We start from the raw sequence: 12,721 nt of genomic DNA, 5'->3' as shown, positions 1-12,721 counted from the left end.
GAATCGGGGCGTGGACCTCTCCACTGCTCTCGCGGGGCTGCCGGCGAACCCGCGCATCGTCGTCACCGGCAACCACGTCACGCCCTGGCACACCGTCGGACTGGTCGACGGCGCCCTGGACGAGTACCGACTCTGGGCGCTCAACGGCCAGCCCGGCCTTCCCGACCGTGAGGGCGTCACCCTCGAGACCTGCTTCGTCGGTCCCGGGCAGCGGCGCAGCCCGCGACTGAGCTACCTGCCGTCGCGGCTGTCGATGGTGCCCACGCTGTTCGGTACGGCGCTGCCGCCGGACGCGGTCGTGCTGCACACGACCCGGCCGCGCGACGGCAAGGTGTCGCTCGGCGTCGAGGTCAACGTGCTGCCGGCCGCGCTCGAGGCGGCCCGGCGTCGCGGTGGGGTGGTGATCGCGCAGGTCAACGACCGGATGCCGTGGACGTACGGCGACTCCGTGATCGACCTCGATCTCGTCGACGTCCTCGTCGAGGCGGACGTGCCGCTGCCGAGCGCGCCGTCGACCGTCATCGACGACGACTCGGCCCGGATCGGTGAGCTGGTGGCCGCACGGGTCGGCGACGGCGCGACGCTCCAGGCCGGCATCGGCGCCGTACCGGACGCGACGCTGCACGGGCTGACCAGCCGCAGCGGGCTGCGGGTGTGGACCGAGATGTTCTCCGACAGCATCTTCGCGCTGGAGAAGGTCGGTGCGCTCGACCGCAACGTCCCCATCTCGGCCTCCTTCCTGTTCGGCTCGCCCGAGCTGATCGCCTGGGTGCACGAGAACGAGCGGGTCGCGATGGTGCGCACGGAGGTCACCAACAGCCCGGCCCGGATCGCGCGGAACCAGCACATGGTCAGCGTGAACACCGCCCTCCAGGTCGACCTGTTCGGCCAGGCGAACGCCTCGCGGATCAACGCCCGGATCCACTCCGGCTTCGGCGGCCAGACCGACTTCTTCGTCGGGGCGATGCACAGCGAGGGCGGCCAGGCGTTCATCGCCATGAAGTCGTGGCACCCGAAGGCCGACTGCTCCACGATCGTCCCGCTGGTCGACGAGCCCGTCACCTCGTTCCAGATGACCGCCGTCGTCACCGAGCAGGGCGCCGCCGAGCTCTACGGCCGTGACCAGAAGGAGCAGGCGCGCCAGCTGATCGACCACGCCGCCCACCCCCGGGTGCGCGACGAGCTGCGGGAGGAGGCGGTCGCCCTCGGACTCGGGTGACGACTCGGTGGTCGAGGTGCGAGCGAAGCGAGCCTCGACACCCCCGCTCGGGACGGGGTCAATAGGATTGCGCCCATGAGTCAGCAGCCGTTCTCCCGTCCCGGTGCCATCGACCTGTCCGGCATGAAGGCAGCCGCGCCCGCCGGCACCGCTCCCAGCGCCCCGGGTGGCGCGGCGGGCGGCGGGTCGTCGTACTCGCTCGACATCACCGAGGAGAACTTCCAGAGCACCATCGAGTCGTCGATGACGGCGCCGGTGCTGCTGGCGTTCTACTCGCCGACGCGGATGCCCGAGAGCGTCGGGCTGGCGCGCGACCTGGCGACGCTGGCGGGAGAGTTCGAGGGCCGGTTCCTCGTCGGCCTCGTCGACATCGACGCGGTGCCGTCGATCGCGCAGGCGATGCAGATCCCGTCGATCCCGCTCGTGGTGGCGATCGTGGACGGCCGCCCGGCGCCGCTGTTCCAGGACGTGCTGCCGATCGACGAGCTGCGGACGGCGCTCACCCAGGTGGTGCAGCAGCTCACCGTCAGCGGTGTCGCCGGCCGGCACCAGCCGCGGTCCAACCCTGTCGACGTGGACGGCGACGGCGTTCCGGACTTCGACCCGCGCTACGCCGCGGCCCAGGACGCGCTCGGCGAGGGCGACATCGACCGCGCGGTCACGGAGTACCAGAAGCTCGTCGACGCGAACCCCGCCGACGCCGAGGCCGCCGCCGGCCTGGCGATGGCCAAGGTGCTGCAGCGCACCCAGGGTGTCGACCTCAACACCGCGCGCGCCGAGGCCGCGGCCAAGCCCGACGACGTCGCGGCGCAGACCATGGTCGCCGACCTCGACATGCTCGGCGGCCACGTCGAGGACGCCTTCAACCGGCTGGTCGACCTGGTCCGGCGTACCGCCGGCGACGAGCGCAACCAGGCCCGCGAGCACCTCCTCGGTCTGTTCGGTGCGGTCGGCAACGACGACCCGCGCGTGCTCAAGGGACGTCAGAACCTGGCGTCCGCGCTGTTCTGAGCTGCCCACGCGAAAGTCCCCTCAGGACGGCCGTGATCGACGGCGACTCGCTCATGCTGCGCCGGTGCACCGCGATCACGTCGCGGGTCGGCTCCGGGTCGTGCGCGGGGACGCCGACCAGCTCGTCGCCCAGCGGCTGCCGGCCGAGCCGGGGCACCAGTGCGATGCCGAGGCCCGCGCGCACCAGCGCGAGGTGGGAGTCGAACTCCATCGACGTGTGTGCGATGCGGGGGAGCCGGCCGGTGCCGGCGTACATCCGGGTGAGCCACTGACGGCAGATGGTGCCGTCCGGGGTGGCGATCCAGCCCTCGTCGACCAGGTCGCGCGGCGTGACCTGCTCGCGCGCGGCGAGCGGGTGGTCGCGGTGCACGATCACGTCGGCCACGTCGTGGGCGACGACCGTGCTGGTGAGGTGGTCCGGCACCGTGATCGGTACGTCGCCCCAGCGATGGATCACGCCGAGGTCGCTCTGGCCGGACGCGACCAGGTCGACGGTGTCCCACGGCTCGCGCTCGGTCAGTGACACGGTGAGGTCGGGGTGCTCGTCGCGCAGGTCGCGGACGACGGGCGCGATCAGCCCGCGCATCGCGGTCGAGAACGCCGTCACCCGCAGGTGTCCCGAGACGGCACCGGCGCGCTGGTGCAGCGTCGCCTCCACCTGCTCGAGGTCCGCGAGCAGCCGGCCGCCCGCGTCCACGAGGTGGCGGCCGTGGTCGGTGAGGATCACGCCCCGGCCCACGCGCTCCAGGAGCGGGACGCCGGTCTGCTTCTCGAGGCGCTTGACCTGCTGGGACACCGCGCTCGGCGTGAACCCGAGGGCGTCCGCGGCCGCCACCACGGACCCGTGGGTGTCGACGGCGCGCAGGCTGGTGAGGGCGGCCAGGTCGATCATGCAGTGATGCTACATCGATCTATGCATGATCGTTCGCTGGTGCTTCACGGTCGGAGCGACGAGGCTGGTCCGTGTGAATCGCCGTGACTCGCTCCTCGCCGCCCTGGTGGCCTCGATCTGGGGCTTCAACTTCGTCGTCATCGACTGGGGCATGGACGGCATCCCGCCGCTGCTGTTCGTGGCGATCCGGTTCGCGTGCGTCGTCTTCCCGGCGATCCTCTTCGTCGCCAAGCCGGACGCGCCGTGGCGGGTGATCGCGGCGGTCGGCGTGTTCATGTCGCTGGGCCAGTTCGGCTTCCTCTACGTCTCGATGGACGCGGGCATGCCGCCCGGGCTGGCGGCGCTGGTGCTCCAGGCGCAGGTGATCTTCACGATCCTGATCGCAGCGGGCGTGCTGCGCGAGCTGCCGACGCCGACCCAGGCGGTGGGGGTGACGGTCGGGGCCGTCGGCCTCGCGGTGGTCGCGGTCGGTCGCGGCGGTCACGTCTCCGTCGTCGCGCTCTCGCTCTGCCTGCTCGCCGCGCTCTCGTGGGGGATCGGCAACGTGGTCTCGCGCGCGTCCGGCGTGAAGGGCGGGCTGTCGCTCACGGTCTGGTCCGCGGTCGTCGTACCGGTGCCGCTTCTCGCGCTGTCGTTCGCCGTCGACGGACCGGCGGCGATCGGCGACGCGCTCGCGTCGTTCTCGTGGGAGGCCGGGGTGTCGACGCTCTACACCGCCGGGCTCGCCTCGCTGGTCGGGTACGGCGTCTTCAACACGCTGCTGTCGCGCAACCCGTCGTCCTCGGTGGTGCCGTGGGTGCTGCTCGCGCCGGTCGTCGCGATGGCGTCGGCCTGGCTGCTGCTCGACCAGCGGCCGAACACCGCCGAGCTCGCCGGCGGCCTGCTGCTCATCGTCGGCGTGCTGGTCGCGATGCGGCCGCCGCGGCGCGCGTCAGCGGACCAGCCCGACCTCGTCGATGTCCACGATCTGGCGGCCCAGCGGTAGCAGCGAGATCGGCACCATCTTGAAGCTCGCGATGCCGAGCGGGATGCCGATGATCGTCAGGCACATGAGCGCGCCGGTGATGACGTGGCCGATGGCCAGCCAGATGCCGGCGACCACCAGCCAGATCACGTTGCCGAGCCCGGACCAGAACCCGGCGGTGGGCTGCCGGATCACCGTCCGCCCGAACGGCCACAGCGCGTACGCCGCGATCCGGAACGACGCGATCCCGAACGGGATCGTCACGATCAGGATGCAGCAGATGACCCCGGCGACGGCGTACCCGATCGCCATCCAGATCCCGCACAGCAGCAGCCAGATGACGTTCAGCACGAAGCGCATGTGCTGAATCTATGCCGAGCCGGTCTCGGTCCGTCCCCGATCCAGCGGCGCAATGGCGTCGTCTGCGGACTCGAGCGTCAGCGGCCGGACTCGGTGTACGCCGGCCCGCCGCCCGCGGCGAGGTTGGCCAGCGCGGACTCGACCCGGCGGGCGGTGAAGTCGGCGCAGCGCTCGCGGACCTGCTCGGGCGTGCAGAACTCCGCCGTCCGGATCTCGCGGGTCTCGCGCACGATCGTGTCGGTGAGCGAGGCGTCGTGGGTGCCGCCGTCGAAGACCAGGCAGAGCGCGTCGTCCCAGCCGCTCCAGGCCGGCAGCCAGTCCGTGAGCACCAGGTTCCCCGCGGGGATCTGGAGGCCGAGCTCCTCCTCGATCTCGCGGCTGACCGCCTCGCGCGGCGACTCGTTGACCTCGACCACGCCGCCGGGGAGGTCCCAGTCGGCCTTGTAGGTGAGGTTGCAGAGCAGCACCCGACCGTCCTGGTCGCGCACCAGCATCTGCCCGATCGCGCGCTTGCGCGGGAGGAAGGAGTTCAGCAGCGCCCGGAAGCCCTCGGGCTCGTGCAGCGGGGTGTCGGTGGCCAGGCGCGCGTAGACGATCCGGTCTACCGGGGAGCCCCCGACGGTCACGCCCCGCATCACGCCCTCGCGGCGCAGTCCGGACCACGTCGCGGTGCGCTGGGCACCCTCGTCGGCGGGGTCGATCAGGGCCTCGACGCGCGCGTGGTCGGCCAGTGCGGCGACCACGCTGTGACGGACGACGTCGATCGGCTCGTCGGTGCTCCAGGAGATCCGGGCAACCCCCTCCGCGACGGTGGTCACGGAGGTAGTGGGCTGGGTCACGCAGACACCCTAGCGATCACCCCCGCATGCGGAACCACACGGTCGCCAGTGGTGGGACGACGATCGTGGCGTGGGCCGGCTGGCCGCCGTGCTCGCCCTCGGTCGCGGTGATCGAGCCGAGGTTCCCGACGCCCGATCCGGAGTACGTCGCCGCATCGGTGTTGACCACCTCGTCCCACTCGCCGGCGGCGGGCAGCCCGAGCCGGTAGCCGTCGTGCGGCACTGCCGAGAAGTTGGCGACGCAGACCAGGTCGGCTTCGCCGGGACCGCCGCGGCGCACGAACGAGAAGACGTTGCGGCCGGCGTCGTTGGCGTCGATCCACTGGAAGCCGGACGGCTCGTGGTCGAGCGCCCAGAGCGCCGGGGTGTCGACGTACGCCGAGTTCAGGTCGCGCACCAGGTCGGAGACGCCGCGGTGCTCGGGGTGGTCCAGCAGCCACCAGTCCAGCTCGCGCGACTCGGCCCACTCGGACTCCTGGCCGAGCTCGACGCCCATGAACAGCAGCTGCTTGCCGGGGTGCGCCCACATGAAGCCCAGGTAGGCGCGCAGGTTCGCGAGCTGCTGCCAGCGGTCGCCGGGCATCTTGCGCAGCAGCGAGCCCTTGCCGTGCACGACCTCGTCGTGGCTGATCGGGAGCACGAAGTTCTCGGTCCATGCGTACACGAGCGAGAACGTCATCTCGCCGTGGTGGTAGGCGCGGTGCACCGGCTCGTGCGCCATGTAGTCCAGCGAGTCGTGCATCCAGCCCATGTTCCACTTGAAGCCGAAGCCCAGTCCGTCCTCCGACGTCGGCTTGGTGACGCCGGGCCAGGACGTCGACTCCTCGGCGATCGTGGTGATGCCGGGGACCCGCTTGTAGACGGTGGCGTTCATCTCCTGGAGGAACTGGACCGCCTCGAGGTTCTCGTGGCCACCGTGGATGTTCGGCGACCACTCGCCCTCCTCGCGGGCGTAGTCGAGGTAGAGCATCGAGGCGACGCCGTCGACGCGCAGCCCGTCGGCGTGGAACTCCTCGAGCCAGTAGAGGGCGTTCGCGTACAGGAAGTTGCGCACCTCCCGGCGCCCGAAGTTGAAGATGTGCGAGCCCCACTCCTTGTGCCAGCCGCGCTGGGGGTTGGGGTCCTCGTAGAGCGGCGTGCCGTCGAAGCGCGCCAGGGCCCACTCGTCGGTCGCGAAGTGGCCGGGCACCCAGTCGAGGATCACGCCGACCCCGGCCTGGTGCAGCCGGTCGACGAGCAGCCGGAAGCCGTCCGGGTCGCCGAACCGCGCGTCAGGAGCGAAGTACGACGTCACGTGGTAGCCCCACGAGCCGCCGAACGGGTGCTGCATCACCGGCATCAGCTCGACGTGGGTGAAGCCCAGCCCGGCGACGTACGCCGGCAGCTCGTCGGCGAGCTCGGCCCAGGACCAGAACCGCCCGTCGTGGTGCTTCTTCCACGAGCCCAGGTGCATCTCGTAGATGCTCATCGGCGACGCCACCGGCTGGCGCGAGGGTCGCTCGGCGAGCCACTCGTCGTCGCCCCACGTGTAGCTCGACTCGAAGACCTTGGACGCGGTGTCGGCCGGCTTCTCGGCCCAGGCCGCCATCGGGTCGGCCTTCTCGCGCCACTCGCCGTCCTGGCCGAGCACGGCGTACTTGTACGACGTGCCGCTGCCGACGCCGGGCACGAACAGCTCCCACACGCCGGACGTGCCGAGCTGGCGCATCGGGTGCTCGCGGCCGTCCCAGCTGTTGAAGTCCGCCTTGATCCGGACCGCGCGGGCGCTCGGCGCCCAGACCGCGAACGACGTGCCGGTCACCGGTTCGAGCGCCCCGGGGTAGTGGTGCACCCGCGCGCCGAGCACGTCCCACAGCTGCTCGTGGCGGCCCTCGTTGATCAGGTGCAGGTCCACCTCGCCGAGCGTGGGCAGGAAGCGGTACGGGTCGTCGACGACCTGCTCGTGCTCGCCGTACGTCACCGCGACGCGGTAGTCGGGCACGTCGGGGAGGGGGACGACGCCCACCCAGACGCCGTCGTGCTCGTGCGTCAGGTCGGTCTCGCCGCCGTCCCAGCGCACGGCGACCTTGGCCGCCAGGGGCTTGAGCACGCGCACGGTCACCGCTCCGTCGTGGGGGTGCGGGCCGAGCACGCCGTGCGGGTTGCCGTGCTCGCCGTTGGCGATCTGGCCGAGCTCGGTGGTGGAGACGTCGAGCGTCTTCATGCGGCTCCGATCCTCGCCACGGCCTCGAGCGGGATGTCCACCCAGGTCGGACGGTTGCGGGTCTCGTAGACGGTCTCGTACACGGCCTTGTCCGCGACGTACGCGTCGAGCAGCGCGCGCTGCTCGTCGCTGATGTCGGTGCCGGCGTACGCGGTCAGGAAGTGGTTGCGGTTGCGGTGGGCCCACTCCTCGGCCCGCACCGCGCGCTGCTCCACGCCCTCGGGGTGGTCCTCGGCGAACTGCCGCTCGACCACGTGCGGCACGTAGTCGAACGACCGCAGCATCCCGGCGACGTCGCGCCAGGGGGAGTCGGGGCGCAGCCGCTCGCTCAGCGGCTTGGCGGGCTCGCCCTCGAAGTCGACGATCTTCCAGCCCAGGCTGGTGCGCAGCGTCTGGCCGAGGTGCAGGTCGCCGTGGATCTGCTGGACCCGCACGTCGTCGAGCGACCGCAGCCGGGCGTACGCCGCTCGCAGCGCCGCGGCGTGCTCCGCCAGCCCGGGCACCACGGGGAGCGCCTCGTCCAGGCGGGCGTCCATGCCGTCGGCCAGCTCGGCGACGGCCGCGGCGTCGAGCCGCTCGACCGGGAAGTGCTCGGCCAGCACGTCGTGCACCTCGCGCAGCGCGGTGCCCAGCCGCGCGGCCTCGGCGGAGAAGTCGCCGCCCGACTCGTGGGCGTGCAGCTCGCCGTCGGCGAACAGGTTGCGCACGCTCACGAGCGCGAGGTCCCATCCGTCGCTGGCGGTGCGGAGGAACTCCTGGAGCATGGCGAGCTGGACGGTCGTACCGGCACCGCCGTCGGCCTCCTCGTCGACCCAGTCCAGCCACCCGTAGAGCGCCGCGATGTGCTCGGAGTCGGTGCGGGTCAGCACGTCGTGCACGCTGATGTCCGGGTTGACGCCGGGGGTGATCTTGCGGAACACCTTCATCAGGGCGTCCTCGCCGTACGCCACCGACGAGTTCGACTGCTCGCCGCTGAACAGCGTCGAGTGGGTCGAGAGGTCCAGGTCGTGACCGGGCAGCCGGTGGAAGCGGAGCCCGCTGTCGTCCAGGAGGTTGCCGCCGGACTCCTTCGCGGCCGTGTCGAACGCGCGCAGCCAGCAGCCCATCGCCTCGCGGTCGTGCAGGGCGTCGTACGCGTGCACCCAGCCGTGGGCCGGCTCCTCCCACCACCCGATGAACGCGTGGTCGAGCCGCGTCTCGGGGTGCTCGTAGAACGCCATCGGGACCTGGTAGACGTCGGACCCGCCCTGCGCGTCGCCGTAGGCGACCTCGACCAGCTCGATGACGACCGTCGGGTCGCCCTCGGACCCGCACGGGACCTCCCCGATCCGGCGGACCGAGGCGATCTCGAACGGGCGACCCTTGCCGGCGAACCAGCGGGTGCGCTCCAGATATCGGGCGAAGACCTCGGGCTCAGCCCCGAGATTCTGTTCAGTCACAGCAGCAGCCCTTCCTCCGTGGCCTCGGGCGCGGTCAGGCGGAACCAGTAGAAGCCGTAGCCGGCCAGCGTCAGCAGGTACGGCAGCTCGCCGATCTCCGGGAACGGCACGCCGCCGAGCAGCTCGACCGGTCGGCGGCCCTCGAAGCGGCGCAGGTCCAGCTCGACCGGCTGGGGGAAGCGCGACAGGTTGTTCACGCAGAGGATCAGGTCCTCGCTGCCGTCCGGGGCGACGTACTCGCGGACGTACGACAGCACGGACGGGTTGGACCCGCCGAGGTCGTGGAACTCGCCGAGGCCGAACGCCTGGTGGTTCCGGCGCGTGTGGATCATCCGCCGCGTCCAGTGCAGGAGCGACGAGGAGTTCTCGAACTGGGATTCCACATTGACTGCTTGGTACCCGAAGACCGGGTCCTGGATGACCGGACGGTCGAGCTTTCCCGGGGTGGCCGACGAGAAGCCGGCGTTGCGGTCGGCCGTCCACTGCATCGGCGTCCGGACGCCGTCGCGGTCACCGAGCCAGATGTTGTCGCCCATCCCGATCTCGTCGCCGTAGTAGAGGACGGGGGAGCCGGGCAGCGAGAGCAGCAGCGCGTTGAACAGCTCCATCTGGTTCGTGTCGTTGTCGAGCAGCGGCGCCAGCCGGCGGCGGATGCCGATGTTCGCCTTCATGCGGGGGTCCTTGGCGTACTCGCCCCACATGTAGTCGCGGTCCTCGTCGGTGACCATCTCGAGCGTCAGCTCGTCGTGGTTGCGCAGGAAGATGCCCCACTGGCAGCTGTCCGGGATCGCCGGGGTCTGCTCGAGGATCTCCGAGATCGGGAAGCGCGACTCGCGACGTACCGCCATGAAGATGCGCGGCATGACCGGGAAGTGGAACGCCATGTGGCACTCGTCGCCGCCCGAGGCGAAGTCGCCGAAGTACTCCACGACGTCCTCGGGCCACTGGTTCGCCTCGCAGAGCAGCACCCGGCCGGGGTACTCGTCGTCCACGATCTTGCGGACCTTCTTGAGCATCTCGTGGGTCTCGGGGAGGTTCTCGCCGTTGGTGCCCGGCCGCTCGTAGAGGTACGGCACCGCGTCGAGACGGAACCCGTCCATGCCCATGTCGAGCCAGAAGCGGATCGCGTCGAGGATCGCGTCGTGCACCTTCGGGTTGTCGAAGTTGAGGTCGGGCTGGTGCGAGAAGAACCGGTGCCAGAAGTACTGCTGGCGGACCGGGTCCCACGTCCAGTTCGACGGCTCGGTGTCGACGAAGATGATCCGCGCGTCCTGGTAGAGCTCGTCGGTGTCGGACCAGACGTAGAAGTCGCCGTACGGCCCGTCCGGGTCGGTGCGCGACTGCTGGAACCACTCGTGCTGGTCGCTGGTGTGGTTCATGACGAAGTCGATGATCACGCGGATGCCGCGCTTGTGGGCCTCGCCGAGGAAGTAGCGGAAGTCCTCGATCGTGCCGATCTCCGGGTGGATCTCGGTGTAGTGCGCGACGTCGTACCCGTCGTCGCGCAGCGGGCTCGGGAAGAACGGCGGGATCCAGAGGCAGTCGACGCCGAGCCACTCGAGGTAGTCGAGCTTCTCGACCAGGCCCCGGAAGTCGCCGGTGCCGTCACCGTTGGAGTCGCGGAACGCGCGGACCAGCACCTCGTAGAAGACCGCGGTCTTGAACCACTCGGGCGTGTTCTCGTTGAGCACCAGATCGTTGGGGGCCTGGGTCACCGCGTCCTCCGCACCGTGAGGACGTGCGCGGGCTCGTGGAACGGGTCGAGGCGCACGTAGTTGTGCGCGCTCCAGTTCCACTCCTCACCGGTGATCTCGTCGTGAACTGCGAACGTGTCGTGCTCGTCGAGGCCCAGCGCGGCCATGTCGAGGTGCACGGTGGTCTCGCGGGCGGCGTGCGGATCGGTGTTGATCACCACGATCACGGTGTCGGCGCCGGCGGACTTCGAGTAGACCAGCACGTTCTCGTCGTCGCTCCAGTGGATCGCGAGGTTGCGCAGCAGCTGCAGCGACGGGTGCTGGCGGCGGATCTCGTTGAGCCGCGTCAGGTACGGCGCGAGCGTGCGGCCGTCGCGCTCGGCGGCGTCCCAGTCGCGGACCCGGATCTGGTACTTCTCCGAGTCGAGGTACTCCTCGCTCCCGGGTCGTACGGCGACGTGCTCGAACAGCTCGTAGCCGGCGTACACGCCCCAGCTCGGCGAGCTGGTCGCGGCCAGCGCCGCACGGATCTTGAACGCCGCGGGGCCGCCGTACTGCAGGTAGGCGTGCAGGATGTCGGGGGTGTTCACGAAGAAGTTCGGGCGCACCATGTGGTCGGTCTCGTGGGACAGCTCGCGGAGGTACTCCTCGATCTCCCACTTGGCCGTGCGCCACGTGAAGTACGTGTAGGACTGGTGGAACCCGATCGCGCCGAGCCCGTGCATCATCGCCGGGCGGGTGAACGCCTCGGCGAGGAACAGCACGTCGGGATCGGTGCGCCGGACCTCCTTGAGCAGCCACTCCCAGAACGCGACCGGCTTGGTGTGCGGGTTGTCGACGCGGAACACGCGGACGCCGTGCGACATCCACAGCCGGACGATCCGCAGCACCTCCTGGGCGATGCCGGTCGGGTCGTTGTCGAAGTTGACCGGGTAGATGTCCTGGTACTTCTTCGGGGGGTTCTCGGCGTACGCGATCGTGCCGTCGGCCCGGGTCGTGAACCACTCGGGGTGCGACGTCACCCACGGGTGGTCGGGGGCGGCCTGGAGTGCCAGGTCGAGCGCGACCTCGAGGCCGAGCGAGCGGGCGCGGGCGACGAACGCGTCGAAGTCCTCGAACGTGCCGAGGTCCGGGTGGATCGCGTCGTGGCCGCCGTCCTTCGACCCGATCGCCCAGGGCGAGCCGGTGTCGTCCGGGCCGGGGTCGAGGGTGTTGTTCGGTCCCTTGCGGTTGACCTCGCCGATCGGGTGGATCGGCGGGAGGTAGAGCACGTCGAAGCCCATCGCGGCCACCGCGTCGAGGCGCTTGGCGGCGGTCTGGAAGCTGCCGCTGGTGACCTTGCCGGTCTTCGGGTCCTTGAGCGCGCCCTCGGAGCGCGGGAAGAACTCGTACCAGCTGCTGAAGAGCGCGAGCGGCCGATCGGCGTACGCCGGGAACGGACCCTCGACGGTGAGCAGCTCACGGATCGGGTGGGCGTGCAGGGCCGCCGCCACCTCGGGTGCCTGGAGCACCGCGAGCCGGGCGGCCTCGGGCCGCGCGGTGTCGGTGGCGGCCTCGAGCGCGCCCTTGAGGGCGGGGACCGCGGGGTCCGTGGCGTCGAGCGAACCGAGCACCCGCTCGATGAGCAGCCGGCCCTCGGTGAACATCAGCTCGACGTCGACGCCGGCCGGGATCTTCAGCCCGGCGGCGTGCTGCCACGTGGCGATCGGGTCGGACCAGGCGACCACCTCGAACGTCCAGGCACCGCCGGCGTCCGGCGTCACCCAGGTCTCGTAGCGGTCCGGTACGTCGCCCTGCTTGGACATCCGCACCGGTGGGCGGCGTCTGCCGTCCGGGCCGATCAGCACGACCTCGGCCCCGAGCTTGTCGTGTCCCTCGCGGAACACCGTTGCGCGGACCGGGAACGGCTCACCGACGGTCGCCTTGGCGGGTTGCCGCCCGAGGTCAACGAGCGGCGTGACGTTCATGATGGGGATGCGTCCGACCATGATCTCCAACCTAGCGAGGGTGCAACGCCGACGGATACCGCGTACCCGTCGGCGTCTGCGGGAAACCGGCCGTCTCGGTGGTCGAGCGGGCTCTCGGTGGTCGAGTAGCCGT

General features: G+C 70.8%; 10 protein-coding genes. 3 read left to right on the top strand and 7 right to left on the bottom strand.

Features of this window, described 5'->3' with window-relative positions; translation table 11 throughout:
- Positions 1-10: 10 nt before the first annotated feature.
- Both MJ604_RS21950 and MJ604_RS21945 read left to right on the top strand, forming a co-directional pair.
- Positions 11-1,219, top strand: a complete 1,209-nt coding sequence (locus MJ604_RS21950; RefSeq protein WP_243060847.1) for an acetyl-CoA hydrolase/transferase family protein — start codon at positions 11-13, stop codon at positions 1,217-1,219.
- A 75-nt stretch (positions 1,220-1,294) separates the two neighbouring features.
- Entirely contained in the window at positions 1,295-2,230 is a 936-nt protein-coding gene (locus MJ604_RS21945; RefSeq protein WP_243060846.1) for a tetratricopeptide repeat protein, read from the top strand.
- On the opposite strand, the gene MJ604_RS21940 is transcribed toward MJ604_RS21945, so the two are convergent.
- On the bottom strand, positions 2,193-3,122 hold the full coding sequence (locus tag MJ604_RS21940) for a LysR family transcriptional regulator (RefSeq protein ID WP_243060845.1): 930 nt from the start codon (positions 3,120-3,122) through the stop codon (positions 2,193-2,195). The two genes, MJ604_RS21945 and MJ604_RS21940, sit on opposite strands and share 38 nt — an antisense overlap.
- Before the next feature lie 73 nt (positions 3,123-3,195).
- On the opposite strand from MJ604_RS21940, the gene MJ604_RS21935 reads away from it, so the two are divergent.
- The gene (locus MJ604_RS21935) at positions 3,196-4,107 is read left to right on the top strand and encodes an EamA family transporter (RefSeq protein WP_243060844.1); all 912 of its coding nucleotides are present in this window, start codon (positions 3,196-3,198) and stop codon (positions 4,105-4,107) included.
- Here MJ604_RS21935 and MJ604_RS21930 read toward each other — a convergent pair.
- From MJ604_RS21930 to MJ604_RS21905, 6 genes are all read right to left on the bottom strand, one after another.
- Entirely contained in the window at positions 4,054-4,446 is a 393-nt protein-coding gene (locus tag MJ604_RS21930; RefSeq protein ID WP_243060843.1) for a YccF domain-containing protein, read from the bottom strand. The two genes, MJ604_RS21935 and MJ604_RS21930, sit on opposite strands and share 54 nt — an antisense overlap.
- Before the next feature lie 77 nt (positions 4,447-4,523).
- The gene (locus MJ604_RS21925) at positions 4,524-5,285 is read right to left on the bottom strand and encodes an NUDIX hydrolase (protein WP_243060842.1); all 762 of its coding nucleotides are present in this window, start codon (positions 5,283-5,285) and stop codon (positions 4,524-4,526) included.
- A 16-nt stretch (positions 5,286-5,301) separates the two neighbouring features.
- The gene (gene glgB, locus MJ604_RS21920; protein WP_243060841.1) at positions 5,302-7,488 is read right to left on the bottom strand and encodes a 1,4-alpha-glucan branching protein GlgB; all 2,187 of its coding nucleotides are present in this window, start codon (positions 7,486-7,488) and stop codon (positions 5,302-5,304) included.
- Positions 7,485-8,927, bottom strand: coding sequence for a hypothetical protein (locus MJ604_RS21915; protein WP_243060840.1), 1,443 nt, complete (start codon positions 8,925-8,927; stop codon positions 7,485-7,487). Before MJ604_RS21915 ends, glgB begins: the two co-directional genes overlap by 4 nt.
- Positions 8,924-10,642, bottom strand: a complete 1,719-nt coding sequence (gene treS, locus MJ604_RS21910) for a maltose alpha-D-glucosyltransferase (protein WP_243060839.1) — start codon at positions 10,640-10,642, stop codon at positions 8,924-8,926. The genes MJ604_RS21915 and treS overlap by 4 nt, the downstream gene beginning before the upstream one ends.
- Positions 10,639-12,609, bottom strand: coding sequence for an alpha-1,4-glucan--maltose-1-phosphate maltosyltransferase (locus MJ604_RS21905; RefSeq protein ID WP_243060838.1), 1,971 nt, complete (start codon positions 12,607-12,609; stop codon positions 10,639-10,641). Before MJ604_RS21905 ends, treS begins: the two co-directional genes overlap by 4 nt.
- Positions 12,610-12,721 lie beyond the last annotated feature (112 nt).

Source organism: Nocardioides sp. SR21, from assembly GCF_022761125.1.
In the GTDB taxonomy this organism is placed as follows: domain Bacteria; phylum Actinomycetota; class Actinomycetes; order Propionibacteriales; family Nocardioidaceae; genus Nocardioides.
Note: the sequence above shows the minus strand (reverse complement) of the source record. Positions and strands in the feature narration are given on the sequence as shown.